General features: G+C 55.8%; 36 protein-coding genes. 15 read left to right on the top strand and 21 right to left on the bottom strand.

Annotation, left to right across the window (positions count from 1 at the left end; all coding sequences use genetic code 11):
• Positions 1-2: 2 nt before the first annotated feature.
• The 5 genes from SIB73_RS07230 to nth form a co-directional block, all read right to left on the bottom strand.
• A complete protein-coding gene (locus SIB73_RS07230; RefSeq protein WP_413439775.1) occupies positions 3-503 on the bottom strand; it encodes a hypothetical protein in 501 nt (166 codons plus the stop codon).
• 141 nt (positions 504-644) lie between these two features.
• Complete coding sequence (locus SIB73_RS07225) at positions 645-914, bottom strand: hypothetical protein (RefSeq protein WP_413401721.1); 270 nt, start codon at positions 912-914, stop codon at positions 645-647.
• A 74-nt stretch (positions 915-988) separates the two neighbouring features.
• A complete protein-coding gene (locus SIB73_RS07220) occupies positions 989-1,225 on the bottom strand; it encodes a high light inducible protein (RefSeq protein ID WP_413401723.1) in 237 nt (78 codons plus the stop codon).
• Between the two features lie 49 nt (positions 1,226-1,274).
• Complete coding sequence (gene thiD, locus SIB73_RS07215) at positions 1,275-2,093, bottom strand: bifunctional hydroxymethylpyrimidine kinase/phosphomethylpyrimidine kinase (RefSeq protein ID WP_413401725.1); 819 nt, start codon at positions 2,091-2,093, stop codon at positions 1,275-1,277.
• Entirely contained in the window at positions 2,093-2,746 is a 654-nt protein-coding gene (gene nth / locus SIB73_RS07210) for an endonuclease III (RefSeq protein ID WP_413401726.1), read from the bottom strand. The genes thiD and nth overlap by 1 nt, the downstream gene beginning before the upstream one ends.
• A 78-nt stretch (positions 2,747-2,824) precedes the next feature.
• On the opposite strand from nth, the gene SIB73_RS07205 reads away from it, so the two are divergent.
• Entirely contained in the window at positions 2,825-3,040 is a 216-nt protein-coding gene (locus tag SIB73_RS07205) for a hypothetical protein (protein WP_413401728.1), read from the top strand.
• Positions 3,041-4,397: 1,357 nt separating this feature from the next.
• Here SIB73_RS07205 and SIB73_RS07200 read toward each other — a convergent pair.
• Positions 4,398-4,526 (bottom strand): hypothetical protein, encoded by a 129-nt coding sequence (locus tag SIB73_RS07200; protein WP_413401730.1) that lies wholly within the window; start codon positions 4,524-4,526, stop codon positions 4,398-4,400.
• Between the two features lie 319 nt (positions 4,527-4,845).
• On the opposite strand from SIB73_RS07200, the gene SIB73_RS07195 reads away from it, so the two are divergent.
• Positions 4,846-5,181 (top strand): hypothetical protein, encoded by a 336-nt coding sequence (locus SIB73_RS07195; protein WP_413401733.1) that lies wholly within the window; start codon positions 4,846-4,848, stop codon positions 5,179-5,181.
• A 65-nt stretch (positions 5,182-5,246) separates the two neighbouring features.
• Here SIB73_RS07195 and SIB73_RS07190 read toward each other — a convergent pair whose 3' ends face one another.
• Together SIB73_RS07190 and SIB73_RS07185 are read right to left on the bottom strand one after the other, a co-directional pair.
• On the bottom strand, positions 5,247-5,861 hold the full coding sequence (locus tag SIB73_RS07190) for a hypothetical protein (RefSeq protein WP_413401734.1): 615 nt from the start codon (positions 5,859-5,861) through the stop codon (positions 5,247-5,249).
• 108 nt (positions 5,862-5,969) lie between these two features.
• Positions 5,970-6,179, bottom strand: a complete 210-nt coding sequence (locus SIB73_RS07185; protein ID WP_413401736.1) for a hypothetical protein — start codon at positions 6,177-6,179, stop codon at positions 5,970-5,972.
• A gap of 140 nt (positions 6,180-6,319) precedes the next feature.
• Here SIB73_RS07185 and SIB73_RS07180 point away from each other — a divergent pair, with 140 nt between their 5' ends.
• Together SIB73_RS07180 and SIB73_RS07175 are read left to right on the top strand one after the other, a co-directional pair.
• Positions 6,320-6,625 carry a hypothetical protein gene (locus tag SIB73_RS07180; protein WP_413401737.1) on the top strand — a complete coding sequence of 102 codons (306 nt, stop codon included), beginning with the start codon at positions 6,320-6,322 and terminating at the stop codon, positions 6,623-6,625.
• A gap of 38 nt (positions 6,626-6,663) precedes the next feature.
• Positions 6,664-6,912, top strand: coding sequence for a hypothetical protein (locus SIB73_RS07175; RefSeq protein WP_413401739.1), 249 nt, complete (start codon positions 6,664-6,666; stop codon positions 6,910-6,912).
• On the opposite strand, the gene SIB73_RS07170 is transcribed toward SIB73_RS07175, so the two are convergent.
• Complete coding sequence (locus tag SIB73_RS07170) at positions 6,897-7,433, bottom strand: rhomboid family intramembrane serine protease (RefSeq protein WP_413401741.1); 537 nt, start codon at positions 7,431-7,433, stop codon at positions 6,897-6,899. The two genes, SIB73_RS07175 and SIB73_RS07170, sit on opposite strands and share 16 nt — an antisense overlap.
• A gap of 138 nt (positions 7,434-7,571) precedes the next feature.
• On the opposite strand from SIB73_RS07170, the gene SIB73_RS07165 reads away from it, so the two are divergent.
• Entirely contained in the window at positions 7,572-9,107 is a 1,536-nt protein-coding gene (locus SIB73_RS07165; RefSeq protein WP_413401743.1) for a phytoene desaturase family protein, read from the top strand.
• A 42-nt stretch (positions 9,108-9,149) separates the two neighbouring features.
• Here the strand turns inward: SIB73_RS07165 and SIB73_RS07160 are convergent, their stop codons facing one another.
• A complete protein-coding gene (locus tag SIB73_RS07160; protein ID WP_413439774.1) occupies positions 9,150-9,452 on the bottom strand; it encodes a hypothetical protein in 303 nt (100 codons plus the stop codon).
• A gap of 65 nt (positions 9,453-9,517) precedes the next feature.
• Between SIB73_RS07160 and SIB73_RS07155 the strand changes: the two genes are divergently transcribed.
• Positions 9,518-10,228, top strand: a complete 711-nt coding sequence (locus SIB73_RS07155) for a methyltransferase domain-containing protein (protein WP_413401746.1) — start codon at positions 9,518-9,520, stop codon at positions 10,226-10,228.
• Here SIB73_RS07155 and SIB73_RS07150 read toward each other — a convergent pair.
• Both SIB73_RS07150 and SIB73_RS07145 read right to left on the bottom strand, forming a co-directional pair.
• Entirely contained in the window at positions 10,214-10,441 is a 228-nt protein-coding gene (locus tag SIB73_RS07150; protein ID WP_413401747.1) for a TIGR02450 family Trp-rich protein, read from the bottom strand. The two genes, SIB73_RS07155 and SIB73_RS07150, sit on opposite strands and share 15 nt — an antisense overlap.
• A gap of 79 nt (positions 10,442-10,520) precedes the next feature.
• Entirely contained in the window at positions 10,521-11,189 is a 669-nt protein-coding gene (locus SIB73_RS07145; protein ID WP_413401749.1) for an SDR family oxidoreductase, read from the bottom strand.
• A 198-nt stretch (positions 11,190-11,387) separates the two neighbouring features.
• On the opposite strand from SIB73_RS07145, the gene SIB73_RS07140 reads away from it, so the two are divergent.
• Positions 11,388-11,588 (top strand): hypothetical protein, encoded by a 201-nt coding sequence (locus SIB73_RS07140; RefSeq protein ID WP_413401750.1) that lies wholly within the window; start codon positions 11,388-11,390, stop codon positions 11,586-11,588.
• A gap of 167 nt (positions 11,589-11,755) precedes the next feature.
• Here SIB73_RS07140 and SIB73_RS07135 read toward each other — a convergent pair whose 3' ends face one another.
• Positions 11,756-12,439 carry a response regulator transcription factor gene (locus tag SIB73_RS07135; RefSeq protein WP_413401751.1) on the bottom strand — a complete coding sequence of 228 codons (684 nt, stop codon included), beginning with the start codon at positions 12,437-12,439 and terminating at the stop codon, positions 11,756-11,758.
• A gap of 240 nt (positions 12,440-12,679) precedes the next feature.
• On the opposite strand from SIB73_RS07135, the gene SIB73_RS07130 reads away from it, so the two are divergent.
• Together SIB73_RS07130 and SIB73_RS07125 are read left to right on the top strand one after the other, a co-directional pair.
• A complete protein-coding gene (locus tag SIB73_RS07130; protein WP_413401753.1) occupies positions 12,680-13,804 on the top strand; it encodes an NAD(P)-binding protein in 1,125 nt (374 codons plus the stop codon).
• Positions 13,805-13,926: 122 nt separating this feature from the next.
• Positions 13,927-14,088, top strand: coding sequence for a hypothetical protein (locus SIB73_RS07125; protein ID WP_413401755.1), 162 nt, complete (start codon positions 13,927-13,929; stop codon positions 14,086-14,088).
• A gap of 158 nt (positions 14,089-14,246) precedes the next feature.
• On the opposite strand, the gene SIB73_RS07120 is transcribed toward SIB73_RS07125, so the two are convergent.
• The gene (locus tag SIB73_RS07120; protein ID WP_413401756.1) at positions 14,247-14,477 is read right to left on the bottom strand and encodes a hypothetical protein; all 231 of its coding nucleotides are present in this window, start codon (positions 14,475-14,477) and stop codon (positions 14,247-14,249) included.
• Positions 14,478-14,588: 111 nt separating this feature from the next.
• Positions 14,589-14,732 (bottom strand): hypothetical protein, encoded by a 144-nt coding sequence (locus SIB73_RS07115; RefSeq protein WP_413439773.1) that lies wholly within the window; start codon positions 14,730-14,732, stop codon positions 14,589-14,591.
• On the opposite strand from SIB73_RS07115, the gene SIB73_RS07110 reads away from it, so the two are divergent.
• Positions 14,716-14,904 (top strand): hypothetical protein, encoded by a 189-nt coding sequence (locus SIB73_RS07110; protein ID WP_413401758.1) that lies wholly within the window; start codon positions 14,716-14,718, stop codon positions 14,902-14,904. The two genes, SIB73_RS07115 and SIB73_RS07110, sit on opposite strands and share 17 nt — an antisense overlap.
• Before the next feature lie 177 nt (positions 14,905-15,081).
• Here SIB73_RS07110 and SIB73_RS07105 read toward each other — a convergent pair whose 3' ends face one another.
• Both SIB73_RS07105 and SIB73_RS07100 read right to left on the bottom strand, forming a co-directional pair.
• Entirely contained in the window at positions 15,082-15,333 is a 252-nt protein-coding gene (locus SIB73_RS07105) for a hypothetical protein (RefSeq protein WP_413439772.1), read from the bottom strand.
• A gap of 165 nt (positions 15,334-15,498) precedes the next feature.
• Complete coding sequence (locus tag SIB73_RS07100; protein WP_413401762.1) at positions 15,499-15,912, bottom strand: DUF1499 domain-containing protein; 414 nt, start codon at positions 15,910-15,912, stop codon at positions 15,499-15,501.
• Between the two features lie 209 nt (positions 15,913-16,121).
• Between SIB73_RS07100 and SIB73_RS07095 the strand changes: the two genes are divergently transcribed.
• Positions 16,122-16,376 carry a hypothetical protein gene (locus SIB73_RS07095; RefSeq protein WP_413401764.1) on the top strand — a complete coding sequence of 85 codons (255 nt, stop codon included), beginning with the start codon at positions 16,122-16,124 and terminating at the stop codon, positions 16,374-16,376.
• A 29-nt stretch (positions 16,377-16,405) separates the two neighbouring features.
• Here SIB73_RS07095 and SIB73_RS07090 read toward each other — a convergent pair whose 3' ends face one another.
• Positions 16,406-17,377, bottom strand: coding sequence for a bestrophin family ion channel (locus tag SIB73_RS07090; protein ID WP_413401765.1), 972 nt, complete (start codon positions 17,375-17,377; stop codon positions 16,406-16,408).
• A gap of 92 nt (positions 17,378-17,469) precedes the next feature.
• Between SIB73_RS07090 and SIB73_RS07085 the strand changes: the two genes are divergently transcribed.
• Positions 17,470-17,739 (top strand): cupin domain-containing protein, encoded by a 270-nt coding sequence (locus SIB73_RS07085; protein ID WP_413401767.1) that lies wholly within the window; start codon positions 17,470-17,472, stop codon positions 17,737-17,739.
• 33 nt (positions 17,740-17,772) lie between these two features.
• Here SIB73_RS07085 and SIB73_RS07080 read toward each other — a convergent pair whose 3' ends face one another.
• On the bottom strand, positions 17,773-18,057 hold the full coding sequence (locus SIB73_RS07080) for a DUF1651 domain-containing protein (protein WP_413401769.1): 285 nt from the start codon (positions 18,055-18,057) through the stop codon (positions 17,773-17,775).
• A gap of 205 nt (positions 18,058-18,262) precedes the next feature.
• On the opposite strand from SIB73_RS07080, the gene SIB73_RS07075 reads away from it, so the two are divergent.
• Positions 18,263-18,448, top strand: a complete 186-nt coding sequence (locus SIB73_RS07075; protein ID WP_413401772.1) for a hypothetical protein — start codon at positions 18,263-18,265, stop codon at positions 18,446-18,448.
• An 89-nt stretch (positions 18,449-18,537) separates the two neighbouring features.
• Here the strand turns inward: SIB73_RS07075 and SIB73_RS07070 are convergent, their stop codons facing one another.
• The gene (locus SIB73_RS07070) at positions 18,538-18,699 is read right to left on the bottom strand and encodes a hypothetical protein (RefSeq protein ID WP_413439771.1); all 162 of its coding nucleotides are present in this window, start codon (positions 18,697-18,699) and stop codon (positions 18,538-18,540) included.
• A 184-nt stretch (positions 18,700-18,883) separates the two neighbouring features.
• Between SIB73_RS07070 and SIB73_RS07065 the strand changes: the two genes are divergently transcribed.
• Both SIB73_RS07065 and SIB73_RS07060 read left to right on the top strand, forming a co-directional pair.
• Positions 18,884-19,027 (top strand): hypothetical protein, encoded by a 144-nt coding sequence (locus SIB73_RS07065; protein ID WP_413439770.1) that lies wholly within the window; start codon positions 18,884-18,886, stop codon positions 19,025-19,027.
• A complete protein-coding gene (locus tag SIB73_RS07060) occupies positions 19,027-19,257 on the top strand; it encodes a hypothetical protein (protein WP_413439769.1) in 231 nt (76 codons plus the stop codon). Before SIB73_RS07065 ends, SIB73_RS07060 begins: the two co-directional genes overlap by 1 nt.
• Positions 19,258-19,363: 106 nt before the next feature.
• On the opposite strand, the gene SIB73_RS07055 is transcribed toward SIB73_RS07060, so the two are convergent.
• Positions 19,364-19,645 carry a hypothetical protein gene (locus SIB73_RS07055; protein ID WP_413401777.1) on the bottom strand — a complete coding sequence of 94 codons (282 nt, stop codon included), beginning with the start codon at positions 19,643-19,645 and terminating at the stop codon, positions 19,364-19,366.
• Between the last annotated feature and the right edge of the window lie 46 nt (positions 19,646-19,691).

The following is a 19,691-nucleotide window of genomic DNA, read 5'->3' as shown; positions in this document are numbered from 1 at the left end:
CGTCAGGGGAGCGGCAGAACGGATTTGGCGGCATTGCGCAGCTGCACGTTGATCCTGCCTCCAACGGAATCCACTTTCACTTCCCCTGCCACATTCAGCAGTTCTCCGTCGGAAGTGCCCACCATCACCGGGTCTCCGTCGGAACCATTCACGCTGACAGGAGCGGTGACTTCTCCCACCGTGACAGGCCCATCAACGGCCACACCACCCTTGACGGCGACATCACCCTCAACCTTGACCGGTTGGGTCACGGCCACACCTTTGGGAACACCCACGTCACCACTGACGGGCAATGCTTGGTCAGCTTCGATCCGAAGCGGTTCATCGCCCTTCACGCTCACAGGGGCTGAGAGTCGGTCAACGGTGATGCCTCCCACGAGCCGGACGGGGAATGGCTGATTGAGTGGCAAGCCAATCGGAATCGGTTGGCGAAGAATCTGAATGGCCGCTACAGCGACGGCCCATGCCGCGATGACCACAGCCAGCGGCCAGCGGCTGGCCATGATCAGGATGAACCAGCGGGGATCCGAGCTTTCTGGGGTGGTTTTGCCCTGATCGGCCATGGCGTGAAGGAACTCGATGCACCGGTTGTACCGGCTTCCTGCGGCTCGGCCATGGGCGCCACGAGATCCCTGAGGTTGGAATCAGAGCTCGTATTCCTCCTCAAACCGAGTCAGGAGGCCTTTGTAAAGCGCCAGCGTCCCCTCGCTCTCTTCGGTCACGCCATCGGTGACGTAAAGCGCAGCCAGATGGGTGCACGCGGCATGGACCTGTGCAAAGGCTTCTGCGTACTCGTTCTGAACGTCTTCCTCACGGATGTCTCTGATCATCGCCGAGACAAATTCAACCTTTTTCTCGGCCGCCTTGATCTCAGCCTCCATCTCCTTGCTCAGTTTGCGCCGCTTGCGAGCCATTCCTCTGGTTCGACTGACTTCAACCTAGGAGTGAGCCCTGCAGACGTACTGAGGTCCGCAGGGCTTCGATGAGGTCAGAAGCAGAAAGGAAGATATTTGGCGCTGCAGGCGACATACCCATCCACGAGCGGGCCGAGTCCGATCTGATGCACGATTCCCTGACCGGTGATGGCTTCCGTCAGCACACCGATCACGATTCCCAGCATGGCTGCACGTCCGTTGAAGCGTTCCACCTGCTCAAGCTGTTGCTCATGGATGGCACGGGCTGCGGAATCCTGGAACCACTTGTCACTGGCTTGCTGCTGATTCATGGCGCCGTTGCGAATGTTGAGCAATGTAACAGCACATTGACTTTTGTTTTCAGTGGCCTTCAAAAGTTTTTTCGTCTGATATCCAGTGGCAGATGGGCCCCTGCCCCTGTCCGATGGCCAGAGCCTGCCTCAGGCCTCGATTGACATAAGTGCGCGCTGCGGCGATCGCCGGGTCCAGCTGCTGACCGAGAGCCAGCCCTGCGGTGATGGCTGCTGAAAGAGTGCAGCCTGTGCCGTGTGTGTGAGGAGTGTTCACCCACGTTCCCTCAAGCCAGTGGGGCTGTCCGTTGAAGAGAAGATCCCTGCCGCCCAGCGATCGATCACTACCGCTTTTGATCAAAACCGCTTCAGGGCCCTGGGCATGAATCAAGGCAGCGGCTTTTTCGGTCTCATGGTCGTTGCTCAGTTCGATGCCGCTGAGCAGACGGGCTTCATGGCGATTCGGGGTCAGCAGGGTCGCAAGCGGCAGCAGGTCATCCCGCAGCGCCTCGATCGCATCATCCTCAAGCAGCACAGCACCTGTGCGGCTCACCATGACCGGGTCGATCACCTTGGGAATGGACCAGTTCCTCAGCAGTTCAGCGGTTGTCTGGATAAGCCCCCTGTTCAGAAGCATTCCGGTTTTGAGTGCATCGACAGCAAGGTCATTGCGGACGGCCCGAAGCTGAGCTTCCAGGCCTTCGGGCGGTATGGGGTCAACACGAAGGACTCCACATGTGTTCTGTGCGGTGACACAGGAGAGAGCGCTGCAGCCATGAACCCTGAAGGCCATGAAGGCCCGCAGATCAGCCTGGATTCCGGCACCTCCTCCGGAATCGCTTCCGGCGATGGTGAGTGCAATCGGTGGAGTGATGTGTTGAGGCTGCATCAGGGTTTACGCCAGATCACCGGCTTGCGGCGTTTTGGATAGAGCTCTCGGCACAGCTTGCAGATCGTGCCATCGCATCCGCGTGCGGTGCAGTGCTCGCGTCCGTAGAAAATGATCTGAAGATGCAGCCGGTTCCAGTGCTCCCTGGGGAAGAGAGCCTTGAGATCAGCCTCGGTCTGCACGACGTTGTCGCCCTTGCTCAGCCCCCAGCGCTGAGCTAACCGGTGAATGTGGGTGTCCACTGGGAAAGCGGGGACTCCGAAAGCCTGGGCCATCACAACGCTGGCGGTTTTGTGACCGACTCCCGGTAGCGCCTCAAGCTCTTCGAAACTCCTGGGCACCTCTCCGCTGTGGACATTCACAAGGATGTGGGCGAGTTTGTGCACATTGCGCGCTTTGGTTTTCGCCAGTCCCAGCTGACGGATGTGGCTGTGGATCTCTGTTTCATCGAGCGCTGCCATGGCAGCAGGTGTGGGTCCAGCGGAGAACAATGCTGGAGTCACCTCATTCACTTTTTTGTCAGTGCACTGGGCACTGAGCAGCACGGCAATCAGAAGTGTGAACGCATCACTGTGATCCAGGGGAACCGGTGTTTCGGGATAGTGCTCGTTCAGCCGGTCGAGGACCACTCTCGCCCTTTCGCTCTTCTTCATCACTGCTCATGATCGAAAGTCATGATTGCAGCGCCGTTGATGGGATGAGAGATTGGCGGGCGGTAGAACTGAGGTTTCATGGGCTCCGAAAAGCGCCGGATCAGCTCTGATTCAGGTGATGCCTATGCACGGGTGGTGCGCAGGGAAGAGCTGCAGCAGGAGCTTGAGCAGAAGGGGTGTCAGGACGACATCACTCAGCCCGATGCTGAAGACAAAGCTGAGGGTGGTGATAGTGATGAGGCCAGTGATCTTTTCCGCCAGCACAGTCATCAACAATCGATGGAGGGAGGTTGAGTCACTCTCCAGATCAAACTTCACCTCAATTACACACTTCAGGTGAGCAATACACGGCTTGATCGTCGTCGGAATCGAACGGCTGTTTGAGCCAATTGCTTCACTTGCTGGCCCTGTCGGTGTCTTTCTGAAGATGTTTTCATCTGTTTTTTCCGGGCAGGACTGTTGATCTGTTTTGCTCTTTGCCTGCTGGCCTGCTTTTTGTCACCTAATGTTGGAGTCAGAACTCGCTGCTCATGAAGTCAATCAGGCCTTTGCTCGTTGTGCCTTTCATGATGCTGATGATCTCCTGTGGGTGGGAAGATCGACAAAACAGGCGGACGTGTGTTCGGTACAGTTCAGGGGAGTTGGGTCACAGAGAAGCGATGGATCGGCTGGGAATTGCAGATACCGGCCCAGGTATGAAAGTTGAAGAGTCTGCCGAACAGATTGAGGACTTTTGTGCGAGGTATAAGAACTGAACAAAGATCATTGAGGTCTTTGTATTGCGGTTGAGGATGTTTCAGCGGCTCTCTTGTGTTGTGGTCCTGGAAGGTTGGCAATTGCTTTGCAGGAGTCATTGTGAAAAGTTGCCCCAGTATGGGAGGGAGCTCTTTCTATGAAGACGGATTGATTTGAGCTGGTTTTTATCGCCGAAGAAAAGCAATCAGTATTGAAACAGTGCTCAAGCCAATCACTCCATAAAGCCAGAATTTTCGACTGTATCTGCTGTTGATGGCGTAAACCCAGTTTGGAACGCCATCAGCGATGAAAACAACCGTCAGCCCGAGGAATAGTAAAAGTGGCACTCCCAGAGCGATAACAAGATCCATGCAACAAAAAACACGCCTTGGAAGAGTAGCCGAAGCGTTAATTCAAGGCATCGAATCAGGTGAGATGATCGATTGACGTGCTTGCGGATGATTTGCGAAATGTCTTGCCAGGTGTCTGTTTCTTTGCATTCAACCAATGTCTTGATTGTTTCTGTCGACGGCTGAGATCAAGCATTCATTCATTCATTCATCTCTCAGTCTTAGCTCAGGTTGGCTGGTGTTATCGGCGTTATTCAGGTGTCAGGTTTATGGGGGAGTTCACGTGTCACCTGCTTTCGACTTTCAAGTGCGGCATGAGTTGAGTGATTCACTGGTGCTTTCATTGCTGTCCACAGGCTTATCCTCGGTTGCGGTCGGCTTTGTCTTGATTATGTGGTTTGACCTGGTTCCTTAAGCTGAGGGCTGATTCCGCTGGTTGCATGTCAAGTCGACGTATCGCTTTACTGATTGGCACCGCTGTCGGTTTGATTGCGATTGTCGCCTGGGTTGCTGAAATCGATATCGTCTTTCAGGAGTCAGCGGAAGAGCAAAAGCCGGATCAAAAGTCACTGGTGCTTGAGGGTGATTCTTCTGAATAGAACAACCTGGATCAACGCTCTCATCTGTGCAGCTGTATCTTCTGGAAAACCTGCTTCATGGATCTCAGGATTTGCATGCTTGATGATCTCAGGCATGTCTGCCTTCAGGTTGTGACCTGCAGTTCAATGATGGTTCTGACGTTGTCTTGATTCTCTGTGGGGGTTTCTGTTTGGCTGTTCAGATACGCTCCCAGAATTGCGATGACAAACAGAAGGACTAGCAGTATTAAATACTTCATGCTTCGTTGCTGATCAGAAGTGATAATACTTTAATTATGAATGTTTGATAATGCAATATCTTCATTCAGTTTGTGCTGATGTTTTCATGATATTGCCTTGCTGTCACCGCTGAATCAATTGTCTTTTTGACGCTCTGTTCCTGTCTGATTAGTCTTGTTTCAGTGGCCTTTAGAGCATGTTGCAGACCATCGCTTTGGTATGTCTCGGTCTCGCGTGGGCGTTTTATGCAAGACGAACAAAAGCTGTGATCAAAAACTTAAGGCATCAGGTCCTGGAGCATCAGCTGCAGGAGCATGCCGCAGTCAATTGGTGCTGCTGTGCAGTTCAGCGAGCCGATAACAAGGATGAGCTGCTCACGGCATTTCGCCAGTTTGTTGAAACCGGGCGTGAAATCATCGACTTTCCGGATCGACTTGCCGAGTTCATGAGAGTGAACGGGCTCACTGAAGTTCAACATATGAGAAACATCATCGTTCTCGACAAAGTACTTAAGTCTTTTGAGTGCCGTTGACCGAGACCAGCTTCTCTTTGATCTGTTCTGAATTGATCATATTTTTGATCTTCAACTTTGATCGATTACGACTTAATTGGATTGATCTGCACAGAGAACATATCATCCCTGCATTGCCCGGTCACTTCGGAAGCTTCGCCTGCTGGGATCAGAACAACGCCGCCGCTGTTTCCATACTCTGGACCGCGAAAGTTGTCGATTTCTGAATAACCGGCTTTACGCGCAGTGCAATCCACGGTCGCAGCCACAAGTTTTTCGCTGTTCACTTCAAATGCACTGCCAAGTTCATTGTTGAGATCGGCTGAACCGGCAGTCTCAGTACTCAGAGAAGTCTGGATGCTCGCGGGGCTGCAGACACTGGTGACATGCGTTGGTTTGCTGTAGTCCGCTGCATAGTTGAAAGGCAGCTCTTGAGGGAAGACCGTCACAGAGACCTGAAGCGGATGATCTTTCCCCTCCAAGGGCTTGTACTGCATCGGGTAGGTCTCAGCGACATCGTCATAAACAGCCATTTGCAGGAGAGTTGGGCTGCACCATGTCACAACCGTCTGAAGTTTTGATCTGTCTATCCCGATCGTTCCTTGTTGGTAGGGGCCATTGCTGGTGAATGTTTTCTCTTCGAAACGATCCGAGGCAGAGCAGCCAGCGACCAGCGTTGTGATTGACAGAACGATGGCCACGAAGCTTTTCATGTGTTTTTTGATGGTTTTCAGTGAGTTTTTTTCAATGAGTTTTTTCAGTGGAGTGGTGCAGTCACGTCCAATCCTGAAGTGTTGGTCCCGCGAAGTTCAAGACCCGGGTTTGATCGCTTCCTTGACTGATTCAACGCCTTTCTGGATCGCTTCTGCGGGAACCTTCAGCTTCTGCTCCTGGGTGTTGGACCAGATATTCACGGCATAGACGATGGCTCCCCCCACGATCAACGCAGCAAGAACCAGGCCAATGCCGTTTCCCCCCTGCTGGATCACAACAGGCCTTTGCTGTTCCTGTTCACTCATTGAAGATCCTCTTTCCTGTCATCACTGACATGGTTGTAGCCATTGACGGTTGTCTTGTCTGTTGGTGCCCAGCGGTTTGATCGTCGGGATTGTTGTCGCTATGACAGGCGACAACGTCATCAGCGCGGAGTGATCGAAACATGCTCACCACCAGCACCCGTCTGAAACTGCAGTCCATCCTCAGGCGAGTGGCTGAAGGTGCAAGCGTCAGCCTGTCAGACCGCGTTTATCTCCAGAAATTCGCCGATCGCGATCGCACCGTCTACTCATGGCTGCGTCGCGCCCGCAGACAACAGCTTGCAGGGCGCCATCCCGGTGCACTTGACAGCCTTCTCAGTGATCTTGATCTGGGCAGCGTCGAGCCGGATCAGCAACATCACAGGCCTGAGACTGATGACCTGGGTGACTGGTTCGCGGGAGCTGATCCCTGGCTGAGACGCGATTGAAGTTCGCTTAGCGTTACGTGATTGCTCGTTCTCAAGTCTTGAACAACACCTCCAGGGGAGTGATCTACGTTTCTGTCTGGGTTGTGATCTGGGGCACCGCCTCTTCGATCGTGGATTGGCTGCTCCTCCATGCCGATCTCTATCAGGAAGGAAGTTTCGGTCAGGCCGCCACATTCGCCGGCTACGGAGCTGCTGCCTCCGTTCTCGCGGTGCGGTTGTCCAGTCGCTTCCTGTTCAACTCCCAGGTCGACGACGAGGGCTCCGACAGCAATCAGTTTCCCGACTGAGTGGGTGCCTGATGAATCGCCAGCGCGGTCAGCAGTCCCGCCACAAAACCGGAGGCATGTCCGATCCAGCTCACGCCTGCGGGTGAGGCCCAGGGCAGCAGGCCGGGCAGGGCACTCCCGTAGAGGACCAGGGCAACGATGCTGAGCAGAACCGGAAGCGGTCGGCGTTCCAGAAAGCCGATCAGCACCAGATAGCCCAGCAGGCCATACACCACACCTGACAATCCGTGGGCACCGATCGGCCAGAGCAGCCAGACCGGAATCTCCATCAGGATCACGGTGATCCAGACGCCCAGATAGGCCTCTCTGCTTCGGGCCAGCACGAGGTAGCTCAGGGGCAGGAAGGCCAGGCTGTTCGCCAGCAGATGTCCGAATCCCGCGTGACTGAATGGTGCTGTCAGCAATGTCCACCAGGGACTTCCGGGCCCCATTGCAAGGTTCCAGCGACCAGCGAAAACCAGTTGATCGAGCAGTTCCTGCAGCCAGGCCAGGCCCAGCAGAATCAGTGGAAAAGCGATCACTGCCGGAGACGATCTCTTGATTCACTGAAGCAGTTTGCTGCTGATCCCGTCGGCACGCGTTGATGACAGCCGATGTTCATGTGACGGAATGCAGCTCTGACCCGCTATGAACTGACCAGTCGCCAGGCAGATCACACCATGACCACCAAGTGTGAGGTGATCGTGATCGGCAGCGGCATCGGCGGGCTCTGCTGCGCGGCTCTGTGTGCGAGGGCGGGTCATGAAGTCATGGTTCTTGAGGCCCACGGCCAGGCCGGCGGAGCTGCCCATGGATTCGAGCGACAGGGCTACCAGTTCGAGTCCGGCCCCTCCCTCTGGAGCGGTCTTGGACGCTGGCCCAGCAGTAATCCGCTGGCACAGATCCTCAAGGCGCTTGACGAGCCTGTGGAGGTGATCCCCTACCGGGACTGGGATGTGCTGTTCCCTGAAGGCCATCTGCGCATCGGTGTCGGTGCCGATGGCTTTGAAAAGGTTGTTACTGAGCTGCGTGGGCCAGCGGTGGTGGAGGAGTGGCGCAGCTTTGCGGAGGTCCTGCAGCCGATCGCTGCAGCCGCAGATGCCCTGCCGCTGCTCGCGCTGCCGCCGGGGGGACTTGATGGTCTTGGACCCCTGTTACGCCGCAGTGGTCGCCTGCTGCCCCACCTGCCGGCGTTGCGCCACCTGAGCGGGGCCTTCGGGCCGATCGTTGACCGTCACCTTCAGGATCCCTTCCTTCGCCACTGGGTTGATCTGCTTTGCTTTCTGATCAGTGGAATGCCCATGGCCGATACCAATGCCGCCGCCATGGCGACGTTGTTCGGCGAATGGTTTGAACCTGATGCCTGCCTTGATTTCCCCAAGGGCGGGAGTGCCGCCGTTGTTCAGGCTCTGGTGCGCGGACTGGAGAAACACGGCGGCAGCCTGCGCCTTGGAGCACGCGTGACGCGGATCCTGCTGGATGGTGATCGGGCTGTCGGTGTCGAGCTTGCCAACGGCGAGCAGCTTGCTGCAGAGCATGTTGTGAGCAATGCCGATACCTGGAGCACCGCGAAGCTGTTGCCGGAATCGACATCTCCCTCCTGGCGCCGACAACGTCTGGATACACCGGCCTGCGGCTCCTTTCTGCATCTGCATCTGGGATTCGACGCCCGTGGCCTCGAGGATCTGCCCATTCACACGGTCTGGGTCGGAGACTGGGAACGGGGAATCGATGCGGAACGCAATGCCGTGGTGGTTTCGATTCCGTCGGTACTTGATGCTTCGATGGCTCCTGCAGGCCAGCACGTTCTGCATGCCTACACGCCGGCCAACGAACCCTGGGCCCAATGGAGTGACCTGGAACGATCAACTGAGGCCTATGAGCAGCAGCGTGAGCGACGCTGCCAGGTGTTCTGGAACGTTCTCGAGCAGCGCATCCCTGACATTCGCAGCCGCTGCCGGATCGTGATGGAGGGCACACCCCTCACCCATCGTCATTTTCTGTCGGTGCACCAGGGCAGTTACGGCCCTGCGCTGTCGGCTGCCAAGGGATTGTTTCCCGGTGTGCAGACACCCCTGAAGGGATTGCTTCAGTGCGGTGCCAGCACCTTCCCAGGCATCGGCATTCCTCCTGTTGCTGCAAGCGGTGCGATGGCCGCTCACGCGATCACCGGGCAGAGGGCTCAGAAGCAGCTGCTTGAGTGCCTGTCTCTCTGAACATCGGAGAGCTTCGTGCTGCAGTGATCGCGGAGCTCCGGATCAATCGGTGTGTGTGCGGCCACCGGCCAGGAGTGCCAGCACCGTGAGTCCCCCGAGCAGAACTCCTCCGGCGGCGGCGGCGGCCACAGCAATCAATGGCTTGTCCTTGACTGGTTGCTGAAGGCGCGGCCTGAGGGTTTCATCAAGCTCATGCAGTGTGGCGTCCAGTTGTTTCTGCAGAGGATCAATGGCCTCCACGAACTGCTTCCGGACGGTGCGCAGATTCGAATCGGTGATCTGTTCCGGTTCCGCCACGGCGGATTGACCGTTACTGGAGACCTTGTGTTCATGGTGTGGAGCCATTGCATCTGTTGGTGAACTCTTCCCTGGACTAGCCACGGCCCCCCGGTGAAGGACGCGCTTCGTTGATGGTTTCTTTAGGTTCCGGTGTCGTTGGACATCAGGTATTCGCCGTGGTCGTGAAGGTCTTGAACGACAACGAGCGCTTCAAGCTCGATGACAGTGATGATGCGCTGTTCTACAGCGATCCCCGCTTTGTTCAGCATCTTGACGCCGCGTTCCGCCGGAGGCTGACTCAGCTCTACCGCGAACGCATTCCCAGCTGTGCCGTGGTGTTGGATCTGATGAGCAGCTGGGTGAGTCACCTGCCGGACGATCAGCGCTACGAGCAGGTGATCGGTCACGGGCTCAACGAACAGGAGCTGCAGGCCAATCCGCGTCTTGACCGTCACTGGGTGCAGAATCTGAACCGTGATCAGCGGTTACCGCTGGATGATGCCAGTGTCGACTGCACGTTGATTGTTGCGGGATGGCAGTATCTGCAGCAACCGGAGGCTGTGGCCGCCGACCTGCTGCGCATCACCCGACCCAAAGGCCAGGTCATCTGTGCTTTCAGTAATCGCATGTTCTTCACCAAGGCACCTCAGATCTGGACTGATGGCGCTGATGGCGATCACCTTCGCTATGTGGCGGAGGTGATGATGGCTCAGGGGTGGCCCAAGCCTGAACTGATTGCTGAGCAGACGCAGCAATCCGGTCCGCTCGGTTGGGTCGGTGCGAAGGGGGATCCGTTTTTTGCAGTGATCGCCACCAGACCCCTTGGGTCAGATTCCGTCTGAGTCTTCAGCAGGGATCGGTTGCCAGCCGCTCTGCCACTGACTTTTGTCCTGAAGCTGCTTCCAGCTCTGCCTGAGTCGCATCTGGGGTTCCAGCAACGAAGCCAGCTCCACCCAGCGCCCATCGCCACGGCCGCCTTGCAGAACCAGGCGGAAATGACGACGTCCCGAGCGGGGAGTGCTGCTGGTCCAGGCTTCAGTCGGTTTCCAGGCCACTCATCTGTTCAAGACATTGACCGTGATCATGCTTGGCGGTCTGACATCTGCGCATCGAAAGAGGTCTCGATCGGTGACTTCAGCAGCTGGCGAGCGCTTCCTGCAGGCTCACCACGGGCTGCTGCTGTGAGCTGGTGACTTCCAGAATTCTGCCGATGGAATCAGGGGTGTTCAGTGCTTCGAGGCAGCAGCGCGCGACCAGACGGCGAGGGATGGAATCGCTCTCCTGCTTGTCAGCGCCGGTCCAGAGCACCCCTTCCCCTTCCAGGTCATCTTCTCGCTCGTTCAGGCCGCCAGGTCTGATCACTGTCCAGTCGAGCCCGCTGTTTTCCAGATTCCGTTCACCAACACGCTTCCACACCAGGATCAGGCCAAAAAGGTTGAGAGGGTGTTTCCAACGCCCTGCACAGAGGGAACTCACAAGCACCACTCGCCTCACGCCAACACGTTGGCAACTTTCGATCTGGCGCTCAACTCCCCATGCGTCGACTTTCATCGGCCCCGTCAGATCAACTGATGGCCGGGCTCCTGTCGCGATCACCAGAGCATCCACACCGCGCAAGCAATCATCCAGGGCATTCGCATCCATCAAGCTCAGTCGATGTTGTTCACAGCTTTCCAGCGATGCTGGAATCCGGGACTCAGGGCGAAGCAGCAGCCTGGCCTGATCTCCTGCAGCCAGAACTTCCTCAGCAACGCGGAAGCCCGTCTTTCCTGAGGCACCGCTAACGGCAACTGTGCGCGTCATATCTGTCTAAAGCTGAAGTGGAACCTAGCCATGGAGCCATGCCGCAGCCCTCACCTCTGATACTTCAGCTGCAAGTGGACGAGCCCAGCCCACCAACCCACTGAACGTCACGGACGAGTTATGGTTGTTTACAAAAGTTTGTGTTTGTTGCTCAGCCAGCTGACCTGACTTCCGTCCAAACAGGAGAGAGGTTGACTGATGTCGATTGATTCACGTTGCAAAGAGCAGCAATCTGTCGCCGATCAGATGTTCATGGATTTCAAATACACCAGACCAGGTTCTCAGGAACAGGTTCGTGCCTTGTCAACACTCAGTTTTCTGGTTGGCATGTGGTGTGATTTTCTGGCCAGTGAAGAGCGAAGAATGACCTCGGCTCTCTCGCTGGAAGCCGGTTCCTGACTTTCGGGAGAGTTGGTGTGCGGCATGAATCCACACTGAGTGTTTCAGAGGTGAAGTCTTCGCATTGAGCTTTTAATGTTCAGATCACTGGGTGTTCAGAGTTCTTGAAATAATTATTTTCCGTCATTGACTTTGCTGTGATGCAAATCCTTGAGATCTGATTTTGTCTATTCGACTAACTCTTCCCTGATGGCCTTGACGGCGCTGTCGGTTCTGTTTTTTGCGTGGAGCTTTCGGATGACAGCCTGCACGTGTTGTCGAGCCGTGACGTCAGCAATGTGTAATTTGTGCCCGATTTCGTGATTGGTCATGCCGTCGCAAACCAATTCGAGAACATCAAGCTCTCTCTCTGATAAAAGATCGCTCTTTTTAAAGTGGCTTGGATCAAGAATGTGGCGGATCAAGGGATCTACATAATTGATTCTTTGATTCACAGCGTGGAGAACATGATGAATCGTGGAATTTTCAAATCCGCGATGGGTCAGAATGATGTTTGCGTTCGAATTCAGTGCATCTCTGAGTGGCAAAGGGTTGACCGTGTTGAGTGTCAGTACGGTGATGTGATCTTCAACTGATGCAGTCAGGCTTTGATCATGAATGGCATTCACCAGGCTGATGCCGGATCCGTCGTCCAGACGCCCACTGATGAAAATCAGTAATGAATCAGTGGAATTTTCGATTAATTCGAGACACTTGCTCTCTGACGTGCACACTCCGAGAAGGTTGTTGGTGTTCGATTCCGGGTCAATGGCAAGAAACGTTGCCATTGAAATGGCGGTTGGTTTATGCCCGCAGCAAATCAGAATTCTGTGTTCCCATTCTGAGTGCTTGATGAGATGATCTTCCGCCATTCGTTAAAGCTCTCGTTGAGAAGGATTTTCACTGAGATCTGGGAAGACCTTTTAAAGTTATCAATCATTCCCTGATCAGGTGATTTTGAGTATCGCTTCCTAAGGCGCAAAGGCCCTGCCTGCGCGATAACAAGCGAGTTCGGGGCTCAGCTCCGGACAGTGCTTGAGGAGAGTCGAGACGGGCCGCCACCCGTCTTTTTTGTCGGCTCATTCAGAATCACAACCTCTTCATCAATCTCGATGCCTGGCAAGGATGTTGATCTTGTTTTGATCGGTGCCGGTCTTTCCGGTTGCGCGTTGGTGGCGGCTCTGAACAACAGGGGCTGGAGCGGAACCATTCAGCTTCTGGAAGCCGGCCGAGGACCCGGCGGACGATGTGCGACTCGGCGGCGGCGCGATGATTTGCTCTGGCGTCTGGATCACGGCTCTCCAGTCCTGAGCTTTCATGCCGAGCCGTGCGGGGAGCTTCGCAGGTTGATGACTTCGCTCGAACAACGCGGCGTTGTTCGAGTTGACCTCGATCCCGTTGTGGGTCTTGATCACCATGGTGAAGTCGTTGCCCCTCCTGACCACCCTCTGCTGCGGGGGCCGCGCTGGCGCGGAATCCCCACCATGGCGTCGGTGGCTGAGACGTTGCTTCGCAATGGTGGGGATGCTGTGGATACCTGTTTCGGAGAGAGGATTCAGGGGCTCTCAAGAGTGGATGAGAGCTGGGTGTTTCCAGGTGGACTTCGTTCCGCTCGACTGGTGTTGAGCGGAACGCTCCTCGCTCACCCGCGTTCACTGGCGATGCTCGGCTGGAGTGATGTGCCTTTGCGTGAGGCCGTCCCCGCGGGACATGATTCTGTTCTCGATGAAGCGCTCGACTGGATTGCCGGTCTCAATGCCAGCATCCGCTGGAATCTGATGCTGGAGTTCCCGGCGGTGGATCCTGGTCCACTGCCTCGGCAGATCTGGCTGACGCCTCGCGCTCAAGAGCAATCCGGAGTGGAGCGCCTTGTGCTTCAGCGGCAGCAGCAGGGACATCTCGGCCTGGTGATGCACGGTCTTGATGATGGTGCGTTGATCACACCTGAATCACAACCGCATCTGCTGAACGTTCAGGAGCAGCGATTGCTGACTGTGTTGCCGGATCTGCTGAAGCCCTGGCCAACCCTGCAGAGGCAGTTGTCCAGTGTTCATTCGCTTGGAGTGATGCGCTGGGGTGCCGCTCAACCACTGGAGGCGGGACTGCCGAATGCACTGCAATGGTGCAGACAGACCCAGGTGGGTTTCTGCGGAGACTGGATCGAAGGGCCTGGCTTCGGCATGGCGGAAGGTGCTCTGCAGAGTGGTCTCGATCTGGCCGAGTTGATCGCTGCCTGAACGGTGACTTCCATTGCGTGAAACGGTGTGCGCCGTTTGTTCATGCAAAACAGTCACAGGATTGTGATAACTGCTGGCCGGAATCCGCAGAGCGCGTCACAACAGAGGAAAGGTCGTTTCCCATGAACAGCAGATTCAAGCCTGTCCGGGTTCATGCCAGTGTTCACGATGACGAGCCCTGCCAGTGCGACGACTGCGTGGCCCTGCGTCGACGTCTGACCCAGATCGTCTCGCAGACCAGACCACTGGCTGTGGCTCATCGATCCGTTTACGTCTGCCAATGAGCTGAAGACGCCTGCCTGGATGGAGTTCAAGGCTGACCAAGGTCGCTCAGGAGGGGGGGTGTTGTCGTATCACCTGCGGTTGGCCATCGCGTAGACGCCATTCCACCTGCAGGCGCTGAGTCTCCAGGAGTCGGAGCATGGTGATCCACCAGTGATGGTCAGCCGAACTCCGGACACCATCCGGCCTGGTCCTGCCAGGTGGGACACCAGTGCCGGCATCGCTTGGTCAGGTGGTCCCCCTGCTGGAGCAGCTGCTGTCTGAGCTTGCAGGCCACCATCGTTCGGCAGTGAGCGTCCACTCCGTAGGTGAAGTGCTGGCACGTGAGGCAGATCCGTGCTCCTTTCCAGTTCTGAAGCTCTTCTTCGTCGACGTACTCCCATTCGTCCATACCCTGAAGCGCCAGTACGTTTGTACTAATGCATCCGGTGGTTGGTGGTCAAGTGGCTTCAGAAAAGCTTCTGATCATCTCCGGGCAAGATCCCCTGTTCGGGGGAGGGGATCAGCCCTCGGAGGCGAGACCGGGGGCTTTTTCAGAACGCTGTCGGGGTGATGCGACCAGCAGCGTCATGCGCTGAACGATCAGGGAGTGTTCAGAATTCGGCTCTTTGATTCCTTGATCCCTGCTGATGCGACTGCTGATCACGGTTCTGTTTTTTCTGGCGGCCTTTGTCGCTGTCACGGCAAGCGGCGTCAGAGCCGATTACACCATTCACGTGGGTTCGAGAATTCCACCCGCCGCTGCTCACTGTCATCGGGTTGGAACCCGCAGTACCGATGAGGGGAAAACTCTGACTGTTTATGTCTGCCGCCCATGAAAAAGAGGCGGAGTGCCAGCTCTGCCTCTCGGTTTCTCGTCGTGCCACCCATGGCAGGGGAACATGCGAACTTTCTCGTCAACGCAGAAATGCGGTCGTGTGCGTGGACACCAAATCGGCTGCTGCGTTGATTACTCGGGCGCCGCTGCTCAGTGTTTCTCTCTGAGCTCTGGCTGTTCATCGGCCAAAGCCCTTGTTTGCTGCCTGCTTCTTAACTTTCTTGGCTCCGGGTTCAGCTGTTGCATCCACAGCAACATCCTTGAAAAAAAGTCCATCCATCCAGACAGTGATGATATAAACCACAATCAGAACTGGAATCAGTACAAGCCACTGATTCTCAAACTCATAGGGCAGTTTCTGAACTCCGAAAATCGCCAGATACCCGGTGATCAGAGTGAAAATGAATCTGCGAATGCTGGATGGATTCAAGGCGGTAATTGGTTCTGTCAATGAGCGCACCGCCGCCGTCGCCTCGAAAGAAGTGACAGCGCATCTGAATCGGCACTGCTGGCAATTTTTCAGTCAACACCTCTGCGACTCGCCCGACACACAGCTGTAATCACTGTTGTTGTTTGGACAGGCATGTCCATCCGTTCAGGTGTCCAGTGTTTCGATCGTTTTGGCGAGGCTCTCCAGCCGAAGGGCATTCACCCCTAGGTCCGACTCTCCGAGGCGCGAGATTGATCGTGCCTCAAGAGTGACTTCGTCGCGTGCGTGGAGTTCAACGTCATCAACGAAACCAAAGATTCTGCTGCTGTAGGTGGCGTGAAGATAGTCGCTGCTCTGGTCGACAATCTCGGTGCGGGGAGTGGTCTCGATCACCTCGGCAAGCTGTTTCAGTGCTGAGGATGAATCTGCAACCTGCCACAGGTTGCTGGCGCAGTGCTCGGGTCCCGGGCAGGGACTCAGGTTTCCTCCATCAGCACCCAGGTCGGATGGCACAGGTCCAACGAAATGGAACAGAGCAAGGACAAAAGGGATGGTGATCTGAACCAGAATGGAGGACATGTTGATCAACAATCCGGGCATCCATCCATCCTATGAGGTCTTCCTGGTGATGATTCGCTGAGCCTAGTCATGCGAACCCAGGAAGACAAAGCCGCCAACGTTGAATCCGCCGGTTGGCATCATCGGAATTCAAAGCAGATCCTTATGTGTCATGCATTTGGCCACTGATTGATGTCGTGGCTAGTGCTTGAGAAGCGGTTCGGTCGGCAATGAAAATCCTGAGTGCATTTCTGCTGAGCTTGTTGCTGTTCGGGCTTGGGGCTGGTGCTTTTGCCACTGACTTATCTATTTCAGGCAGCGGTCGTAACAGAGAGGTGACCCTGAACAAGCTTCTTGCGAAAGTGCCGGAAGGAGCGGCAATCACGGATGCATCCTGCAAAAGGATTGGCATCGCCGGTCTGAATTACCAGTATCGCTGTTCTGTGGCCTGGGAGTTCAGTAATCAATACCTGGGTAACGCTTAACCGTTGCCTGCATGACTGGTCGGTGTTGATCAGGTCCAGCGCACAGGATCGTCCGATTTCAGATGTTGCACGTGATCTGTCGCCTGATGAAGCAGGTCTCGACTGATTGTGAGGCAGATGCTGTCCAGAGGAATGGAAAAGCTGCTGCAATCTGCGTCGAAAGGACCTTCCACATAGGCACCGATCCGTTCAGCCATCAGGAAAAGCAGCACGATCACAAGACTGCCAAAACGACTCTGTGATTCAGGCCCCAGGTCGTGGAAATACATCAGCAGCAGCAGCACGAAAAACCAGTTCAGAAGTCTGACGAACACCTCGTAAGACGCTGGAAGTGGTGTGTTGCGAATTCGCTCCAGTCCGCCGATGGCATCCGTGCAGGCGTTTCCCACCTGCATCAGCTGCAGACGTCCGAATCCATCGGTCAATCCCTGGCGGTGTAGATCTCCGATCCAGACCCCCCGCAGCTGTCCAAGCTGGCGGAGGTTGGTGGAGCTGGGCAGCCTCAGATCCTGGAGAAGCTGATCCTGCAACCGTCTCAGATCTCTTTGCCAGAAGTTGCGCAGTTGAAAGTTGAGCTGCCAGACGATCGCCACCTGAAGACGCAGCAATTTGCGTTCCTCACGTCCGGGCGGCCTGCTGCTGTCGAGATGGGCGCGAAGCGTGTCGGCCCAGGTTCGGCTCACGTTCACCACGATCCCCCAGAGTTTTCGTGCTTCCCACCAGCGTCCGATCGCGTGGGTGTTGCGAAAGGCGAGGAAAATCGATGCCGCGATTCCCAGGATCCTCACCACGCTCTCGTCGGCGGTCCAGCTGCGGGGGATCCAGTCGTTGTGAACGAACACTGTGACCAACAGCAGCAACAGCAGGTCGAAGCGCATGCGCCAGAGCAGCTGCAGCAGAACGACCACATAGTCCTGCCTCCTGGTGCTTGGTGGATAGCCGTAGTCGCCGGAGTCGATCATGGACCGCTTTCGCACAGACTCGATCACAGTTGTGATCATCGCTGGCCGATCAGGTGGTCAGTCTCCGGGCCTTGATGCGCGGGGGCGGTGCCGCGTAATCATGGTTTGCTGATGCCGCGATCGACCCCGCGATGATCTGTGTGACCGCCAACTGCCCGGAAAGTGTGATCCTGGCCCTGGGTGTTCGCGACTGGCCGGTGTGGGCCTGTGAAATCAGCTCCTTCCCCTGGCATTACGACCAGCGGGAAACCTGCCTGCTGCTGGAGGGGGATGTCACCGTGACTCCAGAAGACGGTGAGGCGGTTCGATTCGGTGCCGGCGACCTTGTTGAATTCCCGGCTGGAATGTCATGCACCTGGCAGGTTCATCAACCCGTTCGCAAGCATTACCAGTTCGGCTGAACACGACGCTGGCGTCCGGAATCGACTCCCTGTTCAGAATTCAGCATCAGCTGACCACTGGGGCCTGCAGGGACGCCAGCCAACCCGCAGGAGTTCACCCCAGAGACGTTCAGCCGTTCCCTGACTCAGATATACGCGTGTGCTCAGCAGAGGTGCCTGGTCTGGAAAAGGTCGCCCTGTATCCACGAACACCCTCGGGTCGCGGTTCCGACTTTTTTCGTCGGTATGGAACCGTTTCGTTTCCTGGGTGCTGGGGTCCTGGATCCAGCCATGGCTTGGCATCGCTTCCTGGGGGTGATCAGGGACGCACGCATCCACTCCTCAGCCTTGAACGGTGCATAGGGAGAGCTCGGAGCCATGGATCCTCTGCTGATACATCTGTTCTAGTGGTGTAGTACAAGTGTGTCAATGCTTCTCCCCGCTTCGCTCGTCGTGGGCGTTGTGGTCGTGTTCCGGTTCGCGCCTACATTGATGGCTCGGTGGATGGGCTCCAGTTCATCGGGCCTGTGCTGTTGTGACGACGATGACCTGTTTCGCTTTCCGTTACGGCAATCTTGAGATGAGCAATCTCAGCGTCGTCGTGATAACCGCCGCTGGGTTGCTGTCACTGGTGTTTTTTGTCGTGGCGTCCCTCAACACCGACACCCAGGGGTTGATTGATTCTGCGGTCCAGAAATTCGATGACGATGACGCCGGTCGCTCCGGCTGATCCTTGCAGTTCTGGGATCGGTCTTTCGAAGCTGACTTTCATCTCCGCTGTTTTGAAGCCACTCTCGGGGTGGTGCGTCTCCTGCGCTCTCACACGGGAATTTCAGCTTCGATGTCCCAGCCCTGATCCTTGAGTTCCTTGATGCGTTGCAAGGCATCGCGGCTTGAAACCTCAACAAGCAGGAACTCCTTGTTCTGATGGCAGTAAATCCTGATTTGTCCGATCACGGCGGGGGCTCCCGGGTGAGACATCGTTATCAAACATGGTTTTGTGCCTTCAGACAAGACAGATCATTCAGCTTTCAGCCTTTGCTCACTTGGCTGGATGATGCCTGCCGGCCACGTTTCAGAGGTGTGCGTGGAGAGTTGTTTGCTAGCAGCTGTTAGTGATGAGTGATCAATGCGTTGATCTTGCAGCCTGAATCGGTTGGTCAACTTGATTGTTTTCGCAGGTAGTCGAACCCTGTTCAGGCGAGCCGAATGGCCACAGGAGTTGCCTGTTGGACTCAGCTTTCGGCGACTGGTGATGAGGCTCTCGCTTGACGCGATGCTGTCTTCGTTGCTACCGCGCAGTCAGTGATGGTTCCATCGATGTCTCAGGCGCGTGAACTGATCAACGCACATCTCTATCCAGTGCTGTTGATCTTTGCCGTGATCTATGGAGCGATCCAGATTTCTCCACTGGCGAACCAGGCGCGTTATTTCAATCACTGCGTTGATGAGGTGATCAAGGAAAGCAATGTGAAAAAAATGTCGTTTGCTGAGAAACGTGCTCTCGGAGTGAGGCTCTGCAATGGAACTTCTGTTTGAAAGATTGTTCCTGATGGCTGATCTGATCTCTTCTCCTCAATAGTAAAGAGGGTTTTGATTGCAGGTTGAGTTGAAAGCTTCCAGAAGAGTTCAGATCAAAACCATTTCATGAATCAAAGTCTCGTTTGAAATAGTTGGTGGCAATCTCCTCAGGCTTGAATCCCTCCAGCACCAGCTCAGCCAGTTCGATCAGCCATGATCGCCGCATCATTTTCTGATGTGGCTGACCGTCAATCGTGCAGGGAAAGATCACGTCATAGCCACGATGCCCGGCAGCGTTCTTCGCTTCTCTGCGTGTGATCCCATAACCGGCTTCCTGGAGAATGTTGCGCGACAGCTCGTAGGGCGTGACCTGCCGCTGAGCTGCCAACCTCTGGACCCTTCCCATGGTCAGCCTTGTCTGTGCTGCCCCCAAGCTGCACCGACCAAGGCTC

Source organism: Synechococcus sp. MIT S9509, assembly GCF_047303035.1.
Classification (GTDB): Bacteria; Cyanobacteriota; Cyanobacteriia; order PCC-6307; family Cyanobiaceae; genus Synechococcus_C.
The sequence above is the reverse complement of the archived record's forward strand: the minus strand, read 5'-3'. Positions and strand labels throughout refer to the sequence as shown.

Bases quoted from the DNA above. Each gene is read 5' to 3' on its own strand.
- SIB73_RS07085 (WP_413401767.1), top strand. From the start codon at position 17,470: ATGATCTGTGTGACCGCCAACTGCCCGGAAAGTGTGATCCTGGCCCTG.
- SIB73_RS07205 (WP_413401728.1), top strand. From the start codon at position 2,825: ATGGGCTCCGAAAAGCGCCGGATCAGCTCTGATTCAGGTGATGCCTAT.
- SIB73_RS07075 (WP_413401772.1), top strand. From the start codon at position 18,263: ATGACCTGTTTCGCTTTCCGTTACGGCAATCTTGAGATGAGCAATCTC.
- SIB73_RS07200 (WP_413401730.1), bottom strand. From the start codon at position 4,526: ATGCCTGAGATCATCAAGCATGCAAATCCTGAGATCCATGAAGCAGGT.
- SIB73_RS07140 (WP_413401750.1), top strand. From the start codon at position 11,388: ATGTCGATTGATTCACGTTGCAAAGAGCAGCAATCTGTCGCCGATCAG.
- SIB73_RS07195 (WP_413401733.1), top strand. From the start codon at position 4,846: ATGTTGCAGACCATCGCTTTGGTATGTCTCGGTCTCGCGTGGGCGTTT.
- SIB73_RS07160 (WP_413439774.1), bottom strand. From the start codon at position 9,452: ATGGCTCCACACCATGAACACAAGGTCTCCAGTAACGGTCAATCCGCC.
- SIB73_RS07165 (WP_413401743.1), top strand. From the start codon at position 7,572: ATGACCACCAAGTGTGAGGTGATCGTGATCGGCAGCGGCATCGGCGGG.
- SIB73_RS07145 (WP_413401749.1), bottom strand. From the start codon at position 11,189: ATGACGCGCACAGTTGCCGTTAGCGGTGCCTCAGGAAAGACGGGCTTC.
- SIB73_RS07180 (WP_413401737.1), top strand. From the start codon at position 6,320: ATGCTCACCACCAGCACCCGTCTGAAACTGCAGTCCATCCTCAGGCGA.
- SIB73_RS07125 (WP_413401755.1), top strand. From the start codon at position 13,927: ATGAACAGCAGATTCAAGCCTGTCCGGGTTCATGCCAGTGTTCACGAT.
- SIB73_RS07185 (WP_413401736.1), bottom strand. From the start codon at position 6,179: ATGAGTGAACAGGAACAGCAAAGGCCTGTTGTGATCCAGCAGGGGGGA.
- SIB73_RS07135 (WP_413401751.1), bottom strand. From the start codon at position 12,439: ATGGCGGAAGATCATCTCATCAAGCACTCAGAATGGGAACACAGAATT.
- SIB73_RS07070 (WP_413439771.1), bottom strand. From the start codon at position 18,699: ATGTCTCACCCGGGAGCCCCCGCCGTGATCGGACAAATCAGGATTTAC.
- SIB73_RS07130 (WP_413401753.1), top strand. From the start codon at position 12,680: ATGCCTGGCAAGGATGTTGATCTTGTTTTGATCGGTGCCGGTCTTTCC.
- SIB73_RS07055 (WP_413401777.1), bottom strand. From the start codon at position 19,645: ATGGGAAGGGTCCAGAGGTTGGCAGCTCAGCGGCAGGTCACGCCCTAC.
- SIB73_RS07110 (WP_413401758.1), top strand. From the start codon at position 14,716: ATGCGACTGCTGATCACGGTTCTGTTTTTTCTGGCGGCCTTTGTCGCT.
- SIB73_RS07090 (WP_413401765.1), bottom strand. From the start codon at position 17,377: ATGATCACAACTGTGATCGAGTCTGTGCGAAAGCGGTCCATGATCGAC.
- SIB73_RS07120 (WP_413401756.1), bottom strand. From the start codon at position 14,477: ATGGACGAATGGGAGTACGTCGACGAAGAAGAGCTTCAGAACTGGAAA.
- SIB73_RS07100 (WP_413401762.1), bottom strand. From the start codon at position 15,912: ATGTCCTCCATTCTGGTTCAGATCACCATCCCTTTTGTCCTTGCTCTG.
- SIB73_RS07155 (WP_413401746.1), top strand. From the start codon at position 9,518: ATGGTTTCTTTAGGTTCCGGTGTCGTTGGACATCAGGTATTCGCCGTG.
- thiD (WP_413401725.1), bottom strand. From the start codon at position 2,093: ATGCAGCCTCAACACATCACTCCACCGATTGCACTCACCATCGCCGGA.
- SIB73_RS07220 (WP_413401723.1), bottom strand. From the start codon at position 1,225: ATGAATCAGCAGCAAGCCAGTGACAAGTGGTTCCAGGATTCCGCAGCC.
- nth (WP_413401726.1), bottom strand. From the start codon at position 2,746: ATGAAGAAGAGCGAAAGGGCGAGAGTGGTCCTCGACCGGCTGAACGAG.
- SIB73_RS07230 (WP_413439775.1), bottom strand. From the start codon at position 503: ATGGCCAGCCGCTGGCCGCTGGCTGTGGTCATCGCGGCATGGGCCGTC.
- SIB73_RS07060 (WP_413439769.1), top strand. From the start codon at position 19,027: ATGGTTCCATCGATGTCTCAGGCGCGTGAACTGATCAACGCACATCTC.
- SIB73_RS07095 (WP_413401764.1), top strand. From the start codon at position 16,122: ATGAAAATCCTGAGTGCATTTCTGCTGAGCTTGTTGCTGTTCGGGCTT.
- SIB73_RS07225 (WP_413401721.1), bottom strand. From the start codon at position 914: ATGGCTCGCAAGCGGCGCAAACTGAGCAAGGAGATGGAGGCTGAGATC.